A 24,819-nucleotide genomic window follows, 5' to 3' on the forward strand; every position below is an offset into this window, starting at 1 on the left:
AAATAGTGTTTGTTTGGCCTTACTTACGGAAAAGCTTACTTAGGCTTCTTAGCACCGTACTTAGAACGACCTTTACGACGATCTGCAACACCTGAAGTATCAAGTGCACCACGTACAGTATGGTAACGAACACCCGGTAAATCTTTTACACGACCGCCACGGATCAAGATTACACTATGTTCTTGCAGGTTATGGCCTTCACCACCGATGTACGAAGTTACTTCGAAACCGTTAGTTAGACGAACACGAGCAACTTTACGCATTGCTGAGTTAGGTTTTTTTGGAGTAGTAGTATATACACGAGTACATACACCACGTTTTTGAGGACACGCTTCTAACGCAGGAACGTTAGTTTTTTGAACTTTGTCCTTACGTGGTTTGCGAACCAGTTGTGAAATTGTTGCCATTATTAAATAGCTCCTAATTGTGTGTGAAAAATCAACCCTTAGATTAAGGGTTGCAAGAGTTTACGCTTATTACAAAAAGGAGTCAATATTTAAGCAATCAGGATTTTGATCACAAAGGCAAGCTTCGCGTGGCGAGATAATCACTTTAAGGTAAGTGCTAGCACATCATAGACCCAAGCTCATAAAACACTGCGGTTTATCACCAAGCTATTTGGCTTTTATGTTGCACAACCAATTTAACAAAATCAGTATAACTACACACCTTGCCAATATTATTTTGAATACCACGCGCTAGAAGATCTGCATCGAGTACCATAAGACGTCCTTGTTCGGAGAGCAAGGCAAGTTGTTCAGATGATGCATGCTTTGCTTGGGCTGCAATAACTGCATCTTCAATCAATAATAGAGTATCTTGCTCTGCCATTAATGCTAAACAATCGACAATGGCAAGCGTCTGGAAAGGCGATGTTTTTACCGTATGTAATATCATAAATAATCTCAAAATAAAGGAGCAACTAGCTGTGAGTATCAAGCTACGAACACCTTCCGTGCTAAATAGCTCACACGGCCTCGCGGAGCATGTGAACGAGGGTAAACTTCAATTTTTAATCGCTATTGTGAGTGCGATAACCTTAACATTTCAATCCGCATAGCACACCCAACTCGTATTTATTCCTGTAAATTTAATATCAGGTAGGGTGTGCTCTGCGCACCAAGTCTTTTATAGCTCCAACACTCTGTATGAAAACGAGGCTAAATTTCGCACTTCGCAGTTCAACCGATTTGACTGATGGCTAACCGCTGAAAGCTTCTTTTAGAAACTCAGTAATTGGTCCTGTTCTGCTAATTTAATCTGCAAGTCTTCCGTCTCCAGAAAACTCACCTCAATTAACAAGAGTTTTGTATCTAAGTGACGCTGTTGTAACGATTCGCTACAAACATAGATATTCTCCACATCATACATTTCTAGCATCTTAAATAATGGCTGATAGTTTTTTTGTAAAATTTGATTCGTTGAATGTCCCTTCACCAACTGATAAACCCCATCGCCAATAAAAAATAGCGATAAAGACTCGTTATAAGCCGATAAAGCCAAGGATAAATCTAAAGATTCACGCCCACTTGCAGTGCCATGTGGACCGCAGCGATTGATGATTCCTATTTTTTTCTCGTTCATCATATAGCGTCCTTAAAACTGCACCAAACGATCACAACCAGCGCTAAGCTCTGCGAGTTGTCCCAATCCGCTTAATATAAAGGGAGGTTTTAGATTAAAATGTTGTAAACCGAGTTGCTTTGCTTCAGTCTGATCGACAACACCACGGCGTAAAGCAGCTGAGACACAAACTTCTAAAGGGAATTTATTATTGTTCGCTAGTATTGACCATAAGTTAGGGAGATTTGTTTCATCACTAACGGGGCTAACTAATTGATTTGCGTTAAGCACACCTTCTTGATAAAAAAACACCCCCGTGATTTTATGTCCATCTTGCAATGCTGCTAAACAAAATTGATAAGCAGAGCTAGCACTTTGTGAACCATAGGGAGCCCCACTAACAACTATTGAAAATTTCATTTTTGATTATCCAATTAAATTACCGTGTCAAAAAATAGCAGTGAGTGACAAGTTATAAATACCCTGATTTCAAAGCCTAACGTTATAGGCAAATATTTTACAATAGTATCAATATTGAATCGCTATGAATATCTTCTCTATTTAGAGTATATTAAAGAAATAAAATCTATTATTTTAGGAATTTAAAGATGAAACTCGACAAAATAGATCGCATTATACTTTCTACGTTACAAAATGATTGTACGATTTCTTTAAATGACCTAGCTGAAAAAGTAAACTTAACAACCACGCCTTGTTGGAAGCGCATAAAACGCCTTGAAGACGAAGGTGTTATTAGCAAGCGAGTCGCATTATTAAATCCAGAAAAACTTGGATTACTATTCACTGCGTTCGTACTATTAAAAACCAACGACCATTCACATGAGTGGTACAACCATTTTGTTGAAACCGTCAGTATATTCCCTGAAATTATTGAGTTTTATCGTATGGCAGGGGAATATGATTATATGATGAAAGTCCAAGTTGAAGACATGAAACACTTTGATTCTTTTTATAAAAAGTTAGTTAACAGTGTGCCAGGCATTGCAAATGTAACCTCTACCTTTGCAATGGAGCCGCTGAAATATACAACGGCTTTACCGATATAACAGCTACGAAATACAAGATAAGTTCGCAGCTAGAAGCTCGCCACTCGCAGCTATATTAACTGATAGCTGAAAACTGATTATTTTGAAAACAAAGAGCAAGTAGTTTTGAAACCGATCCTTAGGAATCGTTACAAATCAACTTACTCTAAGTCTTCATAAAATCTTAAACACTGATTATTTTGAAAACAAAGAGTAAGTAGTTTTGAAGCCGATCCTTATTTATTCACCATAATATCAAGAATTTGTATGTCCGTCTGTGTCATAGAACCATTCGCTAATGCGCATAAATTCTCAATTGATTTATCAACATCATCGGACACAATACCTTCATTGCCAGAAGCATATGCTCCTTCTAACGCCATTAAGGCCGCTTTAACCGCCGCACCGGCTGATGATGAAACCTTTAATGCACATCCAGGTTTTGCGCCATCACAAATAATGCCAGACACATCGCCAATCATACTGCTAATGGCATAACTAATTTGTTGGTAATTTCCACCTAACAGGTAAGTAATGGCAGCTGTAGCCCCCATTCCTGCAGTAGTTGTCGCACATAATGCAGATAATTTATTTTGCTGGTATTTGATATAAATGGCCATTAAATGTGACAACATTAATGCACGCAGGGTTTGCTCTTCACTTGCTTGTAAATATTCAGCAGTAACGACAACGGGCATCGTCGCAGTAATGCCTTGATTTCCAGACCCTGAGTTGCTCATGGCTGGCTTCATTGCCCCATCCATTCTCGCGTCAGAAGCCGCAGAAGTTCGCATTATCACATCGGTTAACAAATCTTTAGACAATAATCCACGGTCAACATTACGTTGAAATGTTTTCCCTATTTTTAAACCATAATCTCCGACTAGGCCTTCTTTTGATAAGGCATTATTTAATTGACTCGATTGATTAATAAAAGCAATATCTGCAATTGATACATTAACTGAAAAATCATAAATATCCTTTGCACAAACGTTTTCAAAATCATTATGCAAAACTGAATGGTTATCTTCTATTTCAGTTGTTGCTAAATAGGTTGCGATACCATTTTCTTCAATCATCAGAACCCGAGTATGAGAGTCAGCAATAGTCACTGTAATAAATTCATTTAAGCTATTGATTGTTACTTTCGCATATAAAGGGTTGGGTACATCGGCAACTTTTATTGATACACAGTCCAGCAACCTCTTTGCTTTATCTACATCACAATCGGTTATATTTTTTAATACTTGCAAGCCACTATTTGGATCTCCTGCGACAGCACCTATTGCAGCAGCAATTGGCAAACCAACCATTCCTGTTCCTGGAACACCAACCCCCATCCCATTTTTCATTAAATTGGGTGAGACTTGAACATTTATTTTTTCAATATTTCCAGATAATTTATTTGCGGCAATGGCAGCAGCGAGGGCAACAGAAATAGGCTCTGTGCATCCCAAGGCCGGTACAACTTCTTTTTTAACAATGGCGATAAAATTATTCCATAAATCCCTGTTCATTTTATTAACCTTTTAACTTAGCAAGTGACTAGGATAACTATACGAACTTTGAGGGAGGAATAATTTGCTTTATTTACTATGAAAACAATAGATAGGAGAAAATTTTTCTACTTAAGTGAAAATTTCACTGAATAACAATGAGTCGCGAATTTCATGGTGGTAGGCTCGCGACTCGATGCTCTAAGACTATGCGGTTATTGCAATCGCTTCTAGTTCAACTAACACATCTTTTGGTAAACGTGCGACCTCAACACAAGAACGTGCAGGTGCGTTTTCTGGAAAGTATTTACCATAAACTTCGTTAAAAGCAACAAAGTTATTCATATCACTCAAAAAACACGTAGTTTTGATCACTGTCTCTGCCGATGCCTTCGCTTCTTTTAATACTGCCATTAAATTCTGCATTGCTTGCTCTGATTGTTCCGTAATACCACCTTCAACAATTTCCATCGTTTCCGGTACTAATGGAATTTGACCTGAAGTAAATAACATATTACCAAATTGGTTCGCTTGAGAATAAGGACCGATCGCAGCAGGTGCTTGAGAAGTCGAGATTATTTTTTTAGTTGTCATTGAGAACATACCTTTAAATGATTAAATAAGAAGTGCGTATATATTGGATTAGATACTAAGGAAAAACAAGGGGGGAAAGAAGCCTTCAGCTGTCAGCTATCAGTAAGACATAACAGCCGTATTTTACATTGTTTAATTTGCAATGCTCGAAATAAAGACGAAACACCAAACTGAAAACTGAAAACTGAAAGCCAATAGCCAATAGCCAATAGCTAATAGCTAATAGCTAATAGCCAATAGCTAATAGCTAATAGCTAATAGCTGAAAGCTGAAAGCTGAAAGCTGAAAGCTGAAAGCTGATAGCTGATAGCTGATAGCTGAGAACTATTCTTCCTGATATAAAAAAAGGTGCCGAAGCACCTTTTTAAAACTTACTACTTGTCAACCTAAGGCATTCAAGCTTAACGGCGTGATTTATTCACCAAAATCAACGGCATTTAGTAAGTCTGCTAAGCTTTGTTCAGCTGCATCTACATCTACTACTGGCTCTTCCACTTGTGGCTCAAGTGCTTTCGCTTTTTCAGCAGAGCGTGATTTATGATGTGCAAAACCAGTACCAGCAGGGATTAGACGACCTACGATTACATTCTCTTTCAAGCCATGTAATTGGTCACATTTACCAGCAACAGCTGCTTCTGTAAGAACACGTGTTGTTTCTTGGAAAGAAGCTGCAGAAATAAATGACTCAGTCGCAAGCGATGCTTTAGTAATACCCAATAATTGGTATTCGAACGTCGCAACGGCTTTACCTTCCGCTTCAAGTTTACGGTTTTCAATAATAACACGTACTACTTCAGCTTGCTCACCGGCTAAGAAGCTAGAATCACCCGCATCGGTGATAATACATTTACGCAGCATCTGATTAACGATAACTTCAATATGTTTATCATTAATTTTTACACCTTGTAAACGATATACTTCTTGTACTTCGTTAGTAATGTAATTAGCCACTGGGCTAATACCACGTAGACGAAGGATATCATGTGGAGATTCTGGACCGTCAGAAATAACCTCACCTTTTTCAATCTTCTCACCTTCGAAGATATTTAGGTGACGCCATTTAGGGATCATCTCTTCATACGTATCGCCATCTGCTTTAGTGATAACTAAGCGACGTTTACCTTTAGTTTCTTTACCAAATGATAACGTACCAGATACTTCAGCAAGAATTGCAGCATCTTTTGGTGTACGCGCTTCAAATAAGTCAGCAACACGTGGTAGACCACCGGTAATATCACGCGTTTTCGAACTTTCTTGAGGAATACGAGCAACCGCTTCACCGACTTTCACCTGAACACCATCTTCAAGGCTTACAATAGCTTTAGAAGGTAACGCGTATTGTGCTACAACGTTCGTTCCTGGAATAAATAAGTCATTGCCTTCAGCATCAACTAATTTAGCCAATGGACGCATCTCTTTACCCGCAGATGGACGTTGAGCCGGATCAATAACAACAATACTTGATAAACCAGTTAGTTCATCGGTTTGTTTGTTAATTGTCACGCCTTCAATAAAGTCAACGAACTCAATCTTACCTTCTACTTCGGTAATGATTGGATGCGTATGAGGGTCCCAGTTAGCAATGATTTCACCAGAAGTGATTTCTGCGCCATCTTGTTTCTCAAGGATCGCACCATAAGGCAATCTGTGATTCTCTTTTGTACGGCCTAAATCATCGATAATCGTTAATTCAGTCGAACGAGAAGTAATAACCACTTTATTATCTGAATTAATAACAAACTTAGAATTATGCAGTTTGATTGTACCAGAATTCTTAACTTGAATACTGTTTTCAGACGCAGAACGCGATGCGGCACCACCGATGTGGAAGGTACGCATTGTTAGCTGTGTTCCAGGTTCACCGATAGACTGTGCAGCCATAACACCAACCGCTTCACCTTGACCAACAAGATGACCACGCGCCAAGTCACGACCGTAACATTTCGCACAAGCACCAAAGTCAGTATTACAAGTAATAACAGAACGTACCCAGATTTTATCAACTGAAGCTTCTTCAACAAGATCACACAGTTTTTCATCGAGTAATGTATTACGAGCAAGTAAGACTTCGTCTTTAGTACCCGGTTTAATCACGTCTTTAGCAACAACACGACCAAGTACACGTTCTCGAAGTGGTTCAACAACATCACCACCTTGAATTAATGGCGTGATTAATAGACCTTCTTCACTACCACAATCTTCTTCAGTAATAACTAAATCTTGTGCAATATCAACCAAGCGACGAGTTAGATAACCCGAGTTCGCTGTTTTAAGTGCAGTATCGGCCAAACCTTTACGTGCACCATGGGTTGAGATGAAGTACTGAAGTACGTTCAGACCTTCACGGAAGTTTGCAACAATCGGTGTTTCGATAATTGAACCATCCGGTTTAGCCATCAGACCACGCATACCCGCTAACTGACGAATCTGAGCAGCACTACCACGCGCACCAGAGTCGGCCATCATGTAAACGCTATTGAATGAGTCCTGTTGAACTTCTTCGCCTTTCGAAGTTAAAACTGTTTCTTTTGAAAGGTTTTCCATCATCGCCTTAGCAACTTGCTCATTCGCACTTGCCCAGATATCGATAACTTTATTGTAACGCTCACCCGCAGTAACCAAACCAGCTTGGAACTGTTCTTGAATTTCCAACACTTCCGCTTCAGCAGAAGCAACCAGACCTTTCTTAGCTTCTGGAATTTCCATATCAACGATACCAACAGAGGCACCTGATAAGGTTGCATATTCAAAACCGGTATACATTAATTGGTCAGCAAAAATAACTGTATCTTTAATACCCAATAAACGGTAACACGCATTCAATGCACTTGAGATCGCTTTTTTGCCCATGTTTTGGTCTACATGTTCAAAAGGTAAACCTTCAGGCATGATCAAAGATAAAATAGCACGGCCAACAGTCGTTTCAACAAGCTCAGTTGTTGATGTGCGGCTACCATCTTCTTGAATATGTACTTGCGTCATACGCACTTTAACGATTGCTTGCAGTGACACAGCACCTGCACGGTAAGCTTTTTCAGCTTCCTTAGCATCCATAAAGTACATACCTTCGCCTTTCGCGTTGATATTTTTACGAGTCATGTAGTAAAGACCCAATACAACGTCTTGAGAAGGTACGATAATCGGATCACCATTCGCAGGTGATAGGATATTATTCGTAGACATCATTAGCGTTCGAGCTTCAAGCTGTGCTTCGATAGTTAATGGCACGTGAATCGCCATTTGGTCACCATCGAAATCGGCATTGTATGCCGCACATACTAGAGGGTGAAGCTGCATTGCTTTACCTTCAATAAGTACAGGTTCGAATGCTTGGATACCCAATCTGTGAAGTGTCGGCGCACGGTTAAGCATAACTGGATGTTCACGAATAACCCCTTCAAGGATATCCCAAACTTCACCGCCTTCACGGTCAACTAATTTTTTAGCTGCTTTAATCGTAGTTGCTAGACCTAATGCTTCTAGTTTTCCGTAAACAAATGGTTTGAATAACTCAAGTGCCATTTTCTTAGGAAGACCACACTGATGTAAACGTAGTGATGGACCAACAGTAATTACAGAACGACCAGAGTAATCAACACGTTTACCCAATAGATTCTGACGGAAACGACCTTGCTTACCTTTAATCATATCGGCAAGAGATTTAAGCGGACGTTTGTTAGAACCAGTAATTGCACGGCCACGACGACCATTATCTAATAACGCATCAACAGACTCTTGTAACATACGTTTTTCGTTACGTACGATGATGTCTGGAGCCGCTAAGTCCAATAGACGTTTTAGACGGTTATTACGGTTAATAACACGACGGTATAAGTCATTCAGATCTGAAGTCGCAAAACGACCGCCATCTAGTGGTACTAGTGGACGTAAATCAGGTGGAAGCACTGGCAATACAGTCAGGATCATCCATTCTGGTTTATTTGAAGACTGGTGGAAAGATTCAACCAATTTCAGACGTTTTGTTAATTTCTTACGTTTAGTTTCAGAATTAGTTGTACCTAATTCTTCACGCATTACTGAAATTTCATGCTCTAAATCTAACTGCTTCAATAAAGCAAATACCGCTTCAGCACCCATTAGTGCTTCAAACTCATCGCCCCATTGCTCAAGCATATCTAAATATTCTTCTTCAAGAAGAATTTGACGACGCTCAAGATCTGTCATGCCTGGTTCTACAACCACGAAAGATTCAAAGTAAAGGATACGTTCAATATCACGCAACGTCATATCTAGCATTAAGCCGATACGAGAAGGAAGTGATTTAAGGAACCAAATATGTGCAACAGGTGAAGCTAATTCGATATGACCCATACGGTCACGACGAACTTTAGATTGCGTTACTTCAACACCACATTTTTCACAAATAACACCACGATGCTTCAGGCGTTTGTATTTGCCACATAAACATTCGTAATCTTTAATTGGACCAAAGATACGCGCACAGAACAAACCTTCACGCTCTGGTTTAAAAGTACGGTAGTTAATGGTTTCTGGTTTTTTAACTTCACCGAATGACCATGAACGGATCGTTTCAGGTGATGCTAAACCAATTTTGATTCCATCAAATTCTTTGGTTTTATTTTGTTGCTTTAAAAACTTGAGTAAGTCTTTCACGCTACTCTCCCATAGGAGTTAAAACTAGGCGTCCGGCTAAACCAGACGCCACATATTTACTGCTAACTAGTGCCTAATGCTTAGTTATTTTCTTCATCAAGTTCAATATTGATACCTAATGAACGGATTTCTTTTAACAGTACGTTGAATGATTCAGGCATGCCTGGTTCCATTCTATGGTCGCCATCAACGATGTTTTTATACATCTTAGTACGACCGTTAACGTCATCCGATTTAACTGTCAGCATCTCTTGTAGAGTGTAAGCCGCACCGTATGCTTCTAGTGCCCATACTTCCATCTCACCAAAACGCTGGCCACCGAACTGAGCTTTACCACCAAGTGGTTGCTGAGTAACTAGGCTGTAAGAACCAGTAGAACGCGCATGCATTTTGTCATCAACCAAGTGATTCAATTTGAGCATGTACATGTAACCAACGGTTACTGGACGTTCGAATGGAATACCCGTACGACCATCAGTTAACTGTAGTTGACCTGTTTCAGGTAAATCAGCTAAACGTAACAGTTCACGAATTTCGCTTTCGTAAGCACCATCAAACGCCGGTGTTGCAACTGGTAAACCTTTGTATAGATTTTCAGCAAGACGCAATACAGCATCGTCATCGAAATCATTTAAGTCAACGTGACAAGGTGCCTGTCCAAATGAGTAAAGTTTTTGTACAAACTCACGCACTTTAGCAATTTCAACTTCACGCTGTGCTTTCACCATACGCTCAAGTTTTTCACCTACACCTTTAGCCGCTAAGCCTAGGTGAGTTTCTAAAATCTGACCGATGTTCATACGTGATGGTACACCCAATGGGTTAAGTACAACATCAACTGGCACACCAAACTCATCGTGAGGCATATCTTCAACAGGAACGATGTTTGAAACAACACCTTTGTTACCGTGACGACCCGCCATTTTATCACCCGGTTGAAGGCGACGACGAACTGCAAGGTAAACCTTAACAATTTTTTGAACACCCGGTGCTAAATCATCACCTTGCGTGATTTTACGACGTTTAATATCGAATTCTTTATCGTAATCCGCTTTAACTTCATCGTACTGTGCAATGATTTGTTCAAGGTATGACTGTTTAGTTTCGTCGTCAATGATAATTTCTAACCATTGAGCACGCGGCATTTGTAATAAACGCGCTTCGTCATGTCCAGCACTGATCAATAAGTTTAATGCTTTTTCATAAATTGCGTTTTCTAAGATTTGGAACTTCTCAGTTAAATCTTTCTTCGCCGCTTTAAGCTGCATTTCTTCAATTTCAAGTGCACGTTTGTCTTTCTCTACGCCATCACGGGTAAATACTTGAACGTCAATAACCGTTGCGTAAGTAGAAGCACCAACACGTAGCGAGCTATCTTTAACATCAGATGCTTTTTCACCGAAGATCGCACGTAATAGTTTTTCTTCTGGCGTTAGTTGTGTCTCACCTTTTGGTGTTACTTTACCAACAAGAATATCACCTGGTTTAACTTCTGCACCTACGTAAACAATACCAGACTCATCTAGTTTGCTTAATGCAGCTTCACCCACATTAGGGATATCCGCAGAAATTTCTTCACTACCTAATTTAGTTTCACGTGCAACACATGAGAACTCTTGGATGTGAATCGTTGTAAAACGGTCTTCTTGCGATACACGCTCAGAAATAAGGATTGAATCCTCAAAGTTATAACCATTCCAAGGCATGAAGGCAATCTTCATGTTTTGTCCTAGTGCTAAATCACCCATATCTGTTGATGGGCCATCTGCTAGTACATCACCGCGAACAATTGGCTCGCCTGGTTTACAAGTTGGACGTTGGTTAATACATGTATTCTGATTTGAACGCGTGTATTTAGTTAAGTTGTAAATGTCGATACCCGCTTCACCAGGAAGTAGTTCGTCATCGGACACCTTAACAACAATACGTGATGCATCAACGTAATCGATTGTACCACCACGTTTAGCCGTGATTGTTACACCCGAGTCAATTGCAAGACGACGTTCGATACCTGTACCTACAAGCGGCTTATCAGCACGTAAAGTTGGTACGGCTTGACGTTGCATGTTCGCACCCATTAAGGCACGGTTAGCATCATCGTGTTCTAAGAACGGGATAAGTGACGCAGCAACAGAAATGATCTGTTGTGGAGACACATCCATATAATCGATATCAGCAGGGCTCATAAAGGTAGATTCACCTTTATGACGACAAGGCACCATTTCACCGACTAGATAACCATTTTCATCAACTTCGGCACTCGCCTGTGCGATAACGAATGAACCTTCTTCAATTGCAGAAAGATAATCTGGTTCAATACCTAAATCAGCCGGTTTGCCATCGATAACTTTACGGTACGGTGTTTCTAGGAAACCATAGTCATTAGTACGCGCAAAAGTTGAAAGTGAGTTGATCAAACCAATGTTTGGTCCCTCAGGTGTTTCAATTGGACATAGACGACCGTAGTGAGTTGCGTGTACGTCACGTACTTCAAAGCCTGCACGTTCACGAGTAAGACCACCAGGACCTAACGCTGAAATACGACGTTTATGTGTTACTTCTGAAAGCGGGTTATTCTGATCCATAAACTGAGACAGTTGTGATGAACCGAAGAACTCTTTAACAGCAGCTGAAATAGGTTTTGCATTAATCAAATCCTGTGGCATTGTTGCATCAAGATCACCTAAAGATAAACGCTCTTTAACAGCACGTTCAACACGCACTAAACCAACACGGAATTGGTTTTCAGCCATTTCACCAACACAACGAATACGACGGTTACCAAGGTGATCGATATCATCCACTTCACCATGACCGTTACGTATATCAATTAACGTTTTCATTACGCTTAAGATATCGTCGTTAGATAAAATACCAGGACCTTCATCGCCTTCAAGACCAACACGACGGTTGAACTTCATACGACCTACTTTAGATAAGTCATAGCGTTCTTCAGCAAAGAATAGGTTTTGGAATAGACCTTCAGCTGCATCTTTTGTTGGTGGCTCACCAGGACGCATCATACGGTAGATTTCGACTAATGCTTCAAGGCGGTTAGTTGACGAATCAACGCGTAACGTATCAGAAATAAATGAACCACAATCTAATTCATTAGTATAAATAACTTCGAATGCTTTAATACCAGCTTCAGAAAGATCAGCGATCAATTCCATCGTCAGTAAATCATTTGCATTAACGATAATTTCGCCGGTATCACCACTGATATAATCTTTAGCAACCACTTTACCTTCAAGGTATTCAAGTGGTACTTCGATATTTTCTACGCCGTCTTTTTCAAGTTGGCGAATATGACGAGCGGTAATACGCTTACCTTGCTCAACATAGGTTTTACCATTAGCTACAATTTCAAATGAAGCCGTGTCGCCACGTAAACGATCCGCAATCAGCGCCATCGTTACTTTGCCATCTTTGATTTCAAACTTAGTTGTATCGTAGAACATATCTAAGATTTGTTCAGTCGTATATTCAAGCGCACGCAACATAATAGTTGCAGGCAGTTTACGACGACGGTCAATACGAACGAATAAGTTATCTTTAGGGTCAAACTCAAAGTCTAACCAAGAACCACGGTATGGGATCACACGTGCGTTATAAAGTACTTTACCTGAGCTATGCGTTTTACCTTTATCGTGATCGAAGAATACACCTGGAGAACGGTGTAATTGAGAAACGATAACACGTTCAGTACCATTGATTACAAAGGTACCATTTTCAGTCATGAGTGGAATTTCACCCATGTAAACTTCTTGCTCACGAATATCTTTAACCGTGCCTGCTGGTGCATCACGATCGTAGATAACAAGACGCAATTTAACACGTATTGATGCAGAGTATGTCACTCCACGGATCTGACATTCTTTAACATCAAATACCGGGTCACCTAATCGATAGCTGACATATTGCAGTTCTGATGTACCTGAATAGCTGGCGATTGGGAAAATGCTTTTAAAAGCAGCTTCTAAACCTACTTCACCAGTCGGATCGACTTCAATTAATCGTTTGAATGAATCGATTTGGATAGACAACAGATATGGTTTTTCCATCACCTGTGGACGTTTACCAAAATCCTTACGAATACGTTTTTTCTCAGTATAAGAGTAACCCATGTGGTTCCTTTGCTCGCTGATAAGTGATCATAGTTGCCTTGGTCTATATTGAGACCTCTATTTTTATAGACAACGGCGAACATTATTTTGGTGTTAATGATGTGGAATGACCCGTTATTACTCAAGATACATCGGCAAGATTTACCTTGATACCTTCAGTGATAACGAGTGCACATCATCTTTAGTGCCCGATTCCGTGAAAAATAATGGAAAATCACAGAATCCTGTACGCAAAAAGGCCGGTGATTAAATAATCACCAGCCAATACCATTTGCATGGTAAATCAGTTATATACTATAACTTATTTAAGTTCAACTGTTGCGCCGATTTCTTCTAATTCAGCTTTAAGAGCTTCTGCTTCTTCTTTAGATGCAGCTTCTTTGATTACAGTTGGGCAAGCTTCAACAGCTGCTTTAGCTTCTTTCAGGCCAAGACCTGTAGCGCCACGTACTGCTTTGATAGCTTTAACTTTGTTATCACCGAATGCAGTCATTACAACGTCGAATTCAGTTTGTTCAGCAGCAGCTTCACCGCCAGCAGCTGGACCAGCAGCAACTGCAGCAGCTGCAGATACGCCGAATTTTTCTTCCATTGCTTCGATTAGTTCAACAACTTCCATTACAGATAGTTCTGCAACAGCATCAATGATTTGGTCTTTAGTAAGAGACATGAGTCAATTCCTATATATAAATTAAATGGTATTACAGCGATTATGCTGCAGATTCTTCTTTCTGGTCGCGAATTGCAGCCAGAGTACGTACAAGTTTGCCAGCTGCAGCTTCTTTCATAGTTGCCATCAGTTTCGCAATTGCTTCTTCGTATGTTGGTAGTGTCGCTAGACGGTCCACTTGAGCGGCTTCAATGAATTCCCCCTCAAATGCAAGACCTTTAATTTCAAACGTTTCATTTGCTTTAGCGAAGTCTTTTAAAAGACGAGCTGCTGCACCTGGATGTTCGTTTGAGAATGCAAGGATCGTTGGACCACTAAACGTCTCTGTTAAACATGCAAAGTCAGTACCTTCAACTGCACGACGTGCTAGTGTATTACGTACTACACGTAAATAAACACCGTTTGCACGTGCTGCTGCACGAAGTTCAGTCATTGCACCAACTGTTACGCCGCGTGAATCGGCTACAACAGCAGACAGAGCAGATTTAGCTGCTTCATTGACTTCAGCGACAATAGCTTGTTTGTCTTCGAGTCTTAATGCCATTTGGTTTTACTCCTGGATTCCGCTGGATTTTATTCCAGCTAAACACCCTCACCTATAAATAGATGAGGCACTATTTCGGTTATCGGATCCAGGTAGAATAATTCTTTCTGGGGTCCGGCACCATCTACGCAGGAAATTAAGAAAATAGTTAACCTATTTTCACCTACGGTCTCGGAAGGGACCTAAGGCCCTCCAAAGTAAGGCGGCAAATTATACAGATAAATTGCCGCCCTGTATACCCATCTTAGAGAACATAATAATGTTAACTAAAATAGATATTAAAAAATTACGCTACCGTAGTTTCTAAAGATGTTTGGTCGATTTTCACGCCAGCACCCATAGTTGTAGATAGAGAAACTTTTTTCAAGAAAACACCTTTTGCAGCAGCTGGTTTTGCTTTTTTAATAGCAACCAATAGTGCTTCTAGGTTTTCTTTGATTTGTTCAGTAGTGAACGATGCTTTACCGATTGTAGAATGGATAATACCATTCTTGTCGTTACGGTAACGAACCTGACCAGCTTTAGCATTTTTAACTGCTTCAGCAACATTAGGTGTTACAGTACCTACTTTCGGGTTAGGCATTAGGCCACGTGGACCTAAGATTTGACCTAATTGACCAACAACACGCATAGCGTCTGGAGATGCAATTACAACGTCAAAGTTCATTTCGCCCGCTTTAACTTGTGCAGCAAGTTCGTCCATACCAACGATGTCCGCGCCCGCTTCTTTAGCAGCTTCAGCATTCGCGCCCTGTGTAAACACAGCAACACGTACTTCACGACCAGTACCGTGTGGCAATACTGTTGCACCACGTACGTTTTGATCACTACGTTTAGAATCAATACCAAGATTTACAGAAACATCAACACTTTCATTGAATTTAGCCGTCGCTAATTCTTGAAGAAGCGCTACAGCTTCATTGATCTCGTATTCTTTAGTCACGTCAACTTTGTCGCGAATAACTTTCATGCGTTTAGATAATTTAGCCATTGTATTAACCCTCTACTTCCAGACCCATAGAACGAGCAGAGCCCGCAATACAACGTACCATTGCATCAAGATCAGCACCTGTTAAATCAGGTTCTTTCGTTTTAGCGATCTCTTCAAGTTGAGCACGTGTAACTTTACCCACTTTGTTTTTATTTGGAACGCCAGAACCAGACTTGATACCGGCTGCTTTCTTAAGTAAGAAAGATGCAGGTGGAGTCTTAGTTTCGAAAGTGAAAGAGCGGTCATTGTATACTGTAATTACTACAGGTACTGGCGCGCCTTTTTCGATTGAATCTGTTTTTGCATTGAATGCTTTACAGAATTCCATGATATTAACACCATGTTGACCAAGAGCTGGACCAACTGGTGGTGACGGGTTAGCCATACCAGCTGAAACTTGCAGCTTGATATATGCTTGTACTTTTTTAGCCATTATTTTACTACCTTTGTTTGGGTGTAACGCTAATCCCGAATGAATTAGCTTCCCGATTAAAAATTTTTTACTGGGTACCTAAATATCCAATTAAATCTATTTGAAAAAAACATCCAAAAAACGATTTCTTCAAATAAAAAGGGCGGCGAATTATAACCATAATTCACCGCCCTAACAAGCTCTTTTGTAGTTTTTTTAAACAAGCTGCTAACTACGAGCCGCGAGCTACGAAAACCAACTGATACCCAAGCTACTTTATGCATCACGAAACGATCTTTTACCCTTTCGAAGCTAGAAGCTCGCCACTCGAAGCTATTTTAGTCTTTCTCTACTTGCGAAAATTCTAAATCAACCGGTGTTGCACGACCGAAGATAGAAACAGACACTTTCAAACGACTCTTCTCGTAATCCACACTTTCAACGGTTCCGTTAAAGTCCGCAAATGGCCCTTCAATGACACGGACAACCTGACCTGCTTCGAACAATGTTCTTGGACGTGGAGAATCATGAGACTCTTGCAGACGATTAAGAATATTGTCTACTTCTTTTTGAGAAATAGGTGCTGGACGCTCAGCAGTACCGCCAATAAAGCCCATTACACGATCAATACTTTTCACTAAATGCCAGCTTTGATCGTTCATCGCCATTTCAACTAACACATAACCAGGGAAGAATTTACGTTCACTTTTACGTTTTTGACCGGCACGCATCTCAACAACTTCTTCAGTTGGAACAAGAATCTCACCGAAAAAATCTTCCATTTCGTTTAATTTAATATGCTCAATTAAGGTTTTTTGTACACGCCCTTCATAACCTGAAAAAGCTTGAACAACATACCATCTCTTTTTTTGTACTTCTTCTGACATATTAAACCCTTAAATTGATGTAGTAATAAAAGAAACAATACGTACAAAAATACCATCAAGTCCCCACAGAACCAAACCGACGATAGTTGAGACTGCAAGAATAATTAATGTAGTTTGTACTGTTTCTTGACGTGTTGGCCACACGACTTTACGAACTTCTAAACGTGACTCTTTCGCGAATTCCGTAAATGTTTTACCTTTTTCTGTCATTGCAGCTGAAAACAGAGCAAGTGCAGCTAAAACCAGAAGCACAGCAACTCGAGCTACAATATGTAGACTTTCGCCATAGAGATAATTACCAACAACAATAGCTGCTAATAATAAAATTGTTACGCCCCATTTAAGTCCGTCTAACGAACTTGTGGTTTTTTCAGTTTTCATTGTGCTCATAACTAATTGTTTCCACTGTTAAAAATTAATAGTACCGACCAAACACCTTGTCAGGTTCGGTAAAACAATCTCGCTTTTAAAAGAGAGAAAGTAAGGGTATCAACAACACGGCCAAAGGTCTTGATCATTGACACCAAAAAATAAAGCAGCTAAGTATAAGGATTTTTAGACGATTTGTAACGCGATAATCACGATTTTTTACAAAAAAGAAGAGAAGCTGTCAACGCTTAGCTCCGAGCTATGAGCTTCGAACTTCGCGGTTCGAAACTTCTAGCTAGAAACTGCTGACTAGTATGTGCCTTCAACCAAATCAATAAAACGCTGTAAATCAGCTGCTGGCAATGCATTTATACCAGCTGCAGCCGCTCGACCACCGCCCGTTTCAAACTGACTACAAATATCGCCAGCACCTTGTTTATTATTCAATGGCGCTCGTAACGACACCATATAAGTCGCGTCTTTATTCAATGTAAGCACGGCATGTGCTGAATCAGGTGCTTGATTAGCTAATAAATTACCATAAACACCACTTATGCGACGAGCCCATGGCGCGTTAGGCAACTCAAATAATCCTAATTTATTGGTTAGATGTTTAGCCTCTACCGACAATGCATTATCCATATCCTGCTGGTGTGCTTTTTGTAGCACATAATAGGGGGAGTTTTGATCCGCTATCGCTTGAAATGGAGAAGAATACTGCATTAACGCTTTATATAATTCAGCAGGATCATAATGCAAATCATCGATTTTTGCGCCGTAACCATTGTAATTAATTAATGTCCCGAGCTCCTTTAACAAAGCGGCTTTATCTTCAGCAATACCAGAATCTTTTGATAACTGATCTGCTTTGGCAATTAAATTATCCCCATATGCAGCGGTGATTGCCCACTCATGAAATTGACCATCTAATAATTTATCAATAATCAGTGCTGTACAGGTGTTAGCATCAAGGTCGATATGCGCCTGTAAATTACTATTATCAGGAATTGCCCCACTACGATGATGATCCGCATAAAATACTTCAGCACCAACTTCTAAAGCAGAGACCAAAGCTGGCATATTCTTTTCCATGGACACATCAAGCACAGTAATCACATCATCAGGTTGTACATCGATTTGTGCAAGTAATTGAATATTGCGTTTTACACCCGTAATTAAAGTGGTATCGAGAGGCTCTGCTAAACGCAATTGAAGTAAAGCGATAATACCGTCAGCATCACCATTAAAAACATCATAAATCATAAAATATCTTTACTCCCTTTTACCGTTAAATACCCTTTACTCTTTAAGTATTCCACGACTTGTTTAGCACACGCTTCAATCGTCTTATTCGCTGTTTCAACATGGATTTCAGGTGACTTTGGTAACTCATAAGCAGAATCGATGCCCGTAAAGTTTTTAATTTCACCTGCGCGTGCTTTTTTATAAAGGCCTTTAGGATCACGAGATTCACACACTGCTAATGGTGTATCAATAAATACCTCAACAAACTCCCCTGCTTTAAGTTGAGCTCGAACCATCTCTCGGTCGGCAACAAAGGGTGAAATAAAAGCTGTTGAAACTAACAAGCCCGCATCGACAAACAGTTTTGAAACTTCGCCAATACGACGAATATTCTCAATACGATCGACATCAGAAAAACCTAAATCATTATTTAACCCGTGGCGAACATTATCCCCATCAAGCACATAGGTTTTAGCACCTAATTGATGCAACATTAAATCAACAGCATTCGCTACGGTTGATTTACCTGAACCGCTTAAACCTGTAAACCAAAGCACAGCAGGTTTATGGCCATTTAATTTCACGTGGTCTTCATGGGAGACACTAGCAAGATGCCAAACAACATCAGAAGATTTTTCAACATGATCTTCTTTATCAATATACGGGGTAGACATAAATTTCCTTAAGTACAGCTATCAGCCATTAGCTATCAGCTGTCAGTTAAAAACCACCTTATTGCCGATACGCGGGGTTAAAACTGATAGCTGACCGCTGAAAACTGATCGCTGCTTTTTACAATCCAAACACAAACGTAATAGCAGTAATTGCAACTACGCCATAAACAAGACTTATTGGTAATCCGATTTTCACAAAATCACTTAACTTATAGCTACCGGCATTAAATACCATTAAGTTGGTTTGATAACCATAGGGGCTAATAAAGCTTGCACTTGCACCAAAGGCAACTGTCATAATAAAAGCCATGGGATTAGCGTCTAAAGTAATCGCAAAACCATAAGCAATCGGAAATATTAATGCAGCAGCCGCATTATTAGTCACTAATTCAGTTAATAGCCAAGTTAATAGATAAACAACAACCAATGCCATTAATGGTGAAATGCTATCGGTATAATCTACGGCGAGTAGTTCAACTTGCTCAAGTAAACCACTATTATTTAACGCATAGGAGAGCAACAACGCCGATGAAATAATCAACCAAATATCTGTTGGCAAACGACGCATCAACTCACCGGGGGTTAAACAACGACTAATTAACAACACGCCGAGAAAAATAACCATTCCCTTGAATAAGCTAAAGATACCAAAGGCGGCACAGGCAACGGCGACAAAAAAACCGACAATAGACAATAATGCCCTCGCCCCGCTAAGCATTGAGTCAAGCTCGACGCCACTCACTAAAATAAAATTCTTACTAATATTACGACGTGACCGAAAGTCATCACCGGCAGCCAACACGAGATAATCACCGGCTTTTAAAACCAGATCACCTAATTTACCCGACACTTTTTCACCATCGCGTTTCACTGCGACAACCGCTGCATCAAATAATGCACGAAATCCAGCTCGTTTTAAGGTTTTACCAAGTAATACACTTTCTGGACGGATAACCACTTCGGTTAAATTATCTAATAATAAACCTTGATCATGGGCGAATAAGGATAATCCTGAAATTTGATTTAGCTGCTTAACTTTGGTCACGTCACCACTAAAAACAAGTCGATCTTTTACCTGTAATACTTCAGTAGGGGCAACGGGACTGATTAAATGATTTCCCCTAACAACTTCGACAAGGAACAAAGAGGTTAAATTACGTAATCCATTATCTTCAATGGTTCGACCAATTAAACTCGAGTCTTCCGTCACTGTTGCATCAATAAAATAAGACTCTCTTAATTCAGAGTCTGCTTTATATTCAGGTAAAAAGCGTGATAAAAACCATAGGCACAAACCACAGACAATCACTAAACAAGAGCCGACTAGGGTGAAATCAAAAAAATGCAATGAAGGCAAGCCTGCATCCAGTACTAAACTGTTCACAATCAAGTTTGTTGAAGTGCCAATCAGGGTTAACGTACCGCCAAGCACAGCCGCATAGGAAAGAGGAAGAAGCAGTTTACTTGCATGATGATATCGATTGTTGCGTATCGGTGCCAACATCGTTGAAACAACCGCAGTATTATTAAGTAATGCAGAAGAAAATATTGTAAATCCAAATAATCGCCACCAGGTGCCATTATAACTTTTTTGGATAATATGGGTCGCAATCACCCTTAAGAAATGCGTTTTCTCTAATGCCAAAGAGCAAAGCAGTAGTAATATTAAGGTGACTAGACCTTGATTGGAAATACTTCGTAACACTTGTTCCGTCGTGACCATATTCGAGGCATACAAAATCAGCAGCGTGACACCAAACACTAAACTTGGACGCTGCTGATATTTAATTAAGCCAATAATTGTCCCAACAAACACCATTAGAACAAAAATAGATTGAGCAGTCATAGATAGCCCTAAAGCAAAACGATACGAGCTACGAGCAAAAATTTAGAAGCTCGCAACTCGTAGTCCGTCGCTTATTTATCCTTTAAGAATATCTTTCGCTTCCCAGTGTGGGAAATGCTTACGGACTAATGCGTTAAATTCAACTTCGAATTCACTGTATTTATGTTCGCTTTTAGCAATGGCGTCAACGGAACCACTTATCATACCCGCGCCAACGGTAGCATTGGTTAATCGGTCGATAATAATAAATGCACCAGTTGAACGGTTATCACTATAAGCATCAAATTGAACAGCTTCAGCCACCTCGAAGTGACAGCTACCAATTTCATTAAGTGCGAGCTGTGAAGCATCCATTTTTTCCATGGTGTTCACATCAACTTTATAATCAATGGCAACGGCAGACCCAAAGGTGGAGTGAGGCCCAACTTTGATAATGTATTCACGATCAACCTGTAAAACATTTTCATCCATCCAAACCACTTCAGCTGCAAAGTTTTTAGTGGATTGTGGCTTTTCATGCGGACGTACAATCATATCGCCACGGCTGATATCAATTTCATCTTCTAGTGTTAATGTAATTGCCATACCTTCAAAGGCAGTTTCAATATCACCATCAAAGGTAACGATTGATTTTACTTTACTTTGCTTGCCCGATGGTAGTGCTTCGATAGTATCGCCAACACGAATCTCACCACCAGCAATTGTCCCTGCGAAACCACGAAAATCTAGGTTAGGACGATTAACGTATTGAACAGGTAAACGGAATTGGCTGTTATCGTGCGAGCTAATTTGAACTGTATTTAACAAACGCAGTAATGGCGAACCAGGATACCAAGTCATATTGGCACTTTCATTCACAACATTATCGCCTTTCAATGCAGAAATCGGCACAAAACGTACATCTTCAATATTCAGTTGTTCAGCAAACTCACGGTAATCTGCTTTGATTTTTTGATAAACGGCTTGATCGTAATTGACCGCATCCATTTTGTTCACGGCAATAATCACATGCTTAATACCTAATAATGAACAAATATATGAATGACGACGTGTTTGCACTTGTACACCATGACGAGCATCAATCAAAATAATAGCCAAATCACAGGTAGAAGCACCGGTTGCCATATTACGTGTATATTGTTCATGCCCGGGGGTGTCAGCAATAATAAATTTACGTTGTTCAGTCGCAAAATAACGGTAAGCAACATCAATCGTAATGCCCTGCTCACGTTCAGATTGCAAACCATCGACCAACAATGCTAAATCAAAATCTTCATTAGTCGTATTAAATTTCTTAGAATCTTTTTCGATAGCAGCCATCTGATCTTCAAAAATCATTTTGCTATCAAATAGTAAACGACCGATTAAAGTAGATTTCCCATCATCCACGCTACCACAAGTGATAAAACGCATAAGATCTTTATTTTCATGAACACGTAGATATTCTTCAATATCAGACGCGATTAAATTTGTATCTGCTGTCATTAAAAACCCTTACTCAATAAATTTAAAGTTAGAAGCATTGAGCTGAAAATACTAGCTACGAGATACGAGCTTCTAGCTTCGAACATTAATAACCTATCGCTTAATTTTAACGGTACGGCTACTCAATGTTCATTCTAATTTTTTTAATTAAACTGCCGAGCATCCGAGAAAGCTCTTCACATTCAACACTTAACGTTTCACCAAGTTGAACAGGTATGTAACCAATTTCAATTGCAATCATTATTTGCGTTTTAAGCTCTCCAAGTGAACCTTTTGCAATAACAATAAATCTAGCTTTATCTCTTTCTGTATCTCGCTCTAAACCTTCAGCAATATTACTCGGAACAGATAAGCTTGATCGACATATTTGGTCTTTAAAACCAAAGTTTTTGTTGTCAGCAAATAATTGGTGGATATTAACGCTTAAACGAAAACTACGTTTCCAAACATCTAAACGCTCATATCTCATTATTAAGCCCCTTAATGTTAAGCTATAAGCTAGTGTTTTGAATTTCGAAGCTATTAGCCCGTAACTCGAAGTTAGAAATACCCTTCCATTTTTTTCTTCTCCATCGAACCCGCTGAGTCATTATCAATAACTCGCCCTTGGCGTTCTGACGTAGTGGTTAAGAGCATTTCTTGAATAATTTCAGGTAACGTTGTCGCTTCTGACTCAATGGCGCCCGTTAATGGGTAACAGCCTAGCGTACGGAAACGTACCTTTTTCATTTCAGGTACTTCGCCTTCTTCAAGTGGCATACGCTCATCGTCAACCATAATTAACGTACCGTCGCGTTTTACTACAGGACGTTCAGCAGCAAAGTAAAGCGGTACCATTTCAATTTCTTCTTGATAAATGTACTGCCATATATCTAACTCAGTCCAATTTGACAGCGGGAATACACGGATGCTTTCGCCACGGTCAACCTTAGAATTATAAATATTCCATAATTCTGGACGTTGATTTTTTGGATCCCAACGGTGATTTTTATCGCGGAACGAATAAACACGTTCCTTCGCGCGAGATTTTTCTTCATCACGACGCGCGCCACCAAAAGCAGCATCAAAACCGTATTTATCGAGCGCTTGTTTTAAGCCTTGCGTCTTCATTATATCAGTGTGTTTTGCACTACCGTGTACAAACGGGCTGATATTCATTTCCAAGCCTTCAGGATTTTTATGAACAATTAAATCAAAATCATATTTTTCAGATAGATTATCTCGAAATTTAATCATTTCCTTAAATTTCCAATTCGTATCTACGTGGAGTAGCGGAAATGGAATTTTACCAGGGTAAAAAGCTTTACGTGCAAGGTGCAGTAAAACAGAGGAATCTTTACCAATTGAATAAAGCATAACTGGATTATCAAATTCAGCGGCCACTTCACGCATAATTTGAATTGACTCAGCTTCTAACGCTTTCAAATGGGTTAATCTATTTTTACTCATGATTTGTCCTTCGATTACACATGACTTATTTGTGATGGATCATTATGCATCAATTTGTTGTTGCAGTTAATATTAAATGAAAAAGAGGGAGGGAATGATTTATTCTTAGTTATAACGGAAAGTTATTACAGCGGAAACAATCTTTACATCAGATTTTTTAGCGGTATGTTATTTCTATGAAATAATGAAGAGCTAAGGGGATAATATGGACTTCTAACATATGTCAAGAAATTACAAACTAAGTTAGATGCTGATCAGGCAAAACGCATACTTTGCCTTTTTCTTAACCATCATTCATGAATTTATAGGACGGAGTAACCCGCTTATTTCAGTTTTCTTCACATACTGATTTTACTCAGGTGAAGTTAATAAATATTTAAAGCAAACCATCTGATTATCCCAACGTTTTCTGCGCTATCATCTTATCAAAGCTACCTATTATCGAAATAATTAATGATCAACTAAAAAAATTCTCAATTAGAATATTCTAGCCACCGCAGTTTACATCGCTTTATATTGAATTTATTAAGAAAATTAGTGGCGTATTATCTTAAGCCAATAAGCTATGTCTAAATATTACAAAGGCAGAAAAAAGGCAGGGCTGATGGCAATGCACTAACCCGAACTCAGGTTAACTAGTGTGACTGAATTTAGTAAACTACATCACGTTTATTACACGATAATATAAATATCATACTTACTACGTCTAGTTTGAATATTCATCATTATCTCTAAAAACAATCCCACCCCCATTTATCCGATGAATAACCATAATTATATTTACAA

21 protein-coding genes are annotated in these 24,819 nt (G+C 39.5%); 1 reads left to right on the top strand and 20 read right to left on the bottom strand.

All coding sequences use genetic code 11. The annotated features are described in order from the left end of the window. Positions 1-35: 35 nt before the first annotated feature. The 4 genes from rpsL to tusD form a co-directional block, all read right to left on the bottom strand. Positions 36-407, bottom strand: coding sequence for a 30S ribosomal protein S12 (gene rpsL / locus ACR30L_RS18400; protein WP_435235681.1), 372 nt, complete (start codon positions 405-407; stop codon positions 36-38). A gap of 199 nt (positions 408-606) precedes the next feature. Further along, positions 607-897, bottom strand: a complete 291-nt coding sequence (tusB, locus tag ACR30L_RS18405; RefSeq protein WP_435235682.1) for a sulfurtransferase complex subunit TusB — start codon at positions 895-897, stop codon at positions 607-609. Between the two features lie 324 nt (positions 898-1,221). After that, positions 1,222-1,587, bottom strand: coding sequence for a sulfurtransferase complex subunit TusC (gene tusC / locus ACR30L_RS18410; protein WP_435235683.1), 366 nt, complete (start codon positions 1,585-1,587; stop codon positions 1,222-1,224). Positions 1,588-1,596: 9 nt separating this feature from the next. Continuing rightward, the gene (gene tusD / locus ACR30L_RS18415; RefSeq protein ID WP_435235684.1) at positions 1,597-1,983 is read right to left on the bottom strand and encodes a sulfurtransferase complex subunit TusD; all 387 of its coding nucleotides are present in this window, start codon (positions 1,981-1,983) and stop codon (positions 1,597-1,599) included. Positions 1,984-2,171: 188 nt separating this feature from the next. On the opposite strand from tusD, the gene ACR30L_RS18420 reads away from it, so the two are divergent. Continuing rightward, positions 2,172-2,630, top strand: a complete 459-nt coding sequence (locus tag ACR30L_RS18420) for an Lrp/AsnC family transcriptional regulator (protein WP_435235685.1) — start codon at positions 2,172-2,174, stop codon at positions 2,628-2,630. A gap of 215 nt (positions 2,631-2,845) precedes the next feature. Here ACR30L_RS18420 and ACR30L_RS18425 read toward each other — a convergent pair whose 3' ends face one another. From ACR30L_RS18425 to cysD, 16 genes are all read right to left on the bottom strand, one after another. Further along, on the bottom strand, positions 2,846-4,126 hold the full coding sequence (locus tag ACR30L_RS18425) for a serine dehydratase subunit alpha family protein (RefSeq protein ID WP_435235686.1): 1,281 nt from the start codon (positions 4,124-4,126) through the stop codon (positions 2,846-2,848). A 186-nt stretch (positions 4,127-4,312) separates the two neighbouring features. Continuing rightward, on the bottom strand, positions 4,313-4,699 hold the full coding sequence (locus tag ACR30L_RS18430; RefSeq protein ID WP_435235687.1) for a RidA family protein: 387 nt from the start codon (positions 4,697-4,699) through the stop codon (positions 4,313-4,315). A gap of 414 nt (positions 4,700-5,113) precedes the next feature. Beyond that, on the bottom strand, positions 5,114-9,334 hold the full coding sequence (gene rpoC / locus ACR30L_RS18435; RefSeq protein ID WP_435235688.1) for a DNA-directed RNA polymerase subunit beta': 4,221 nt from the start codon (positions 9,332-9,334) through the stop codon (positions 5,114-5,116). 80 nt (positions 9,335-9,414) lie between these two features. Further along, entirely contained in the window at positions 9,415-13,461 is a 4,047-nt protein-coding gene (gene rpoB / locus ACR30L_RS18440) for a DNA-directed RNA polymerase subunit beta (protein WP_435235689.1), read from the bottom strand. A gap of 301 nt (positions 13,462-13,762) precedes the next feature. Further along, a complete protein-coding gene (gene rplL / locus ACR30L_RS18445) occupies positions 13,763-14,131 on the bottom strand; it encodes a 50S ribosomal protein L7/L12 (protein WP_435235690.1) in 369 nt (122 codons plus the stop codon). Positions 14,132-14,171: 40 nt separating this feature from the next. Further along, a complete protein-coding gene (rplJ, locus tag ACR30L_RS18450; protein WP_435235691.1) occupies positions 14,172-14,675 on the bottom strand; it encodes a 50S ribosomal protein L10 in 504 nt (167 codons plus the stop codon). A gap of 286 nt (positions 14,676-14,961) precedes the next feature. Further along, entirely contained in the window at positions 14,962-15,666 is a 705-nt protein-coding gene (gene rplA, locus ACR30L_RS18455; RefSeq protein WP_435235692.1) for a 50S ribosomal protein L1, read from the bottom strand. Between the two features lie 4 nt (positions 15,667-15,670). After that, positions 15,671-16,099 (bottom strand): 50S ribosomal protein L11, encoded by a 429-nt coding sequence (rplK, locus tag ACR30L_RS18460; RefSeq protein WP_435235693.1) that lies wholly within the window; start codon positions 16,097-16,099, stop codon positions 15,671-15,673. A 317-nt stretch (positions 16,100-16,416) separates the two neighbouring features. Beyond that, on the bottom strand, positions 16,417-16,965 hold the full coding sequence (gene nusG, locus ACR30L_RS18465) for a transcription termination/antitermination protein NusG (RefSeq protein ID WP_435235694.1): 549 nt from the start codon (positions 16,963-16,965) through the stop codon (positions 16,417-16,419). A 9-nt stretch (positions 16,966-16,974) separates the two neighbouring features. Beyond that, positions 16,975-17,355, bottom strand: a complete 381-nt coding sequence (gene secE / locus ACR30L_RS18470; protein ID WP_435235695.1) for a preprotein translocase subunit SecE — start codon at positions 17,353-17,355, stop codon at positions 16,975-16,977. A 288-nt stretch (positions 17,356-17,643) separates the two neighbouring features. Continuing rightward, positions 17,644-18,597: a DHH family phosphoesterase gene (locus tag ACR30L_RS18475; RefSeq protein WP_435235696.1), complete on the bottom strand. Its 954-nt coding sequence runs from the start codon at positions 18,595-18,597 to the stop codon at positions 17,644-17,646. Further along, entirely contained in the window at positions 18,594-19,253 is a 660-nt protein-coding gene (cysC, locus tag ACR30L_RS18480; protein WP_435235697.1) for an adenylyl-sulfate kinase, read from the bottom strand. Before cysC ends, ACR30L_RS18475 begins: the two co-directional genes overlap by 4 nt. Positions 19,254-19,371: 118 nt before the next feature. Next, on the bottom strand, positions 19,372-21,099 hold the full coding sequence (locus tag ACR30L_RS18485; RefSeq protein ID WP_435235698.1) for an SLC13 family permease: 1,728 nt from the start codon (positions 21,097-21,099) through the stop codon (positions 19,372-19,374). A gap of 75 nt (positions 21,100-21,174) precedes the next feature. After that, positions 21,175-22,584 carry a sulfate adenylyltransferase subunit CysN gene (gene cysN / locus ACR30L_RS18490; RefSeq protein WP_435235699.1) on the bottom strand — a complete coding sequence of 470 codons (1,410 nt, stop codon included), beginning with the start codon at positions 22,582-22,584 and terminating at the stop codon, positions 21,175-21,177. Between the two features lie 118 nt (positions 22,585-22,702). Continuing rightward, complete coding sequence (locus ACR30L_RS18495; protein WP_435235700.1) at positions 22,703-23,053, bottom strand: four helix bundle protein; 351 nt, start codon at positions 23,051-23,053, stop codon at positions 22,703-22,705. Positions 23,054-23,124: 71 nt separating this feature from the next. Next, positions 23,125-24,033: a sulfate adenylyltransferase subunit CysD gene (gene cysD / locus ACR30L_RS18500; protein ID WP_435235701.1), complete on the bottom strand. Its 909-nt coding sequence runs from the start codon at positions 24,031-24,033 to the stop codon at positions 23,125-23,127. Positions 24,034-24,819 lie beyond the last annotated feature (786 nt).

Origin of the sequence: Psychromonas saccharinae (genome assembly GCF_051201515.1) — a bacterium.
In the GTDB taxonomy this organism is placed as follows: Bacteria; Pseudomonadota; Gammaproteobacteria; order Enterobacterales; family Psychromonadaceae; genus Psychromonas.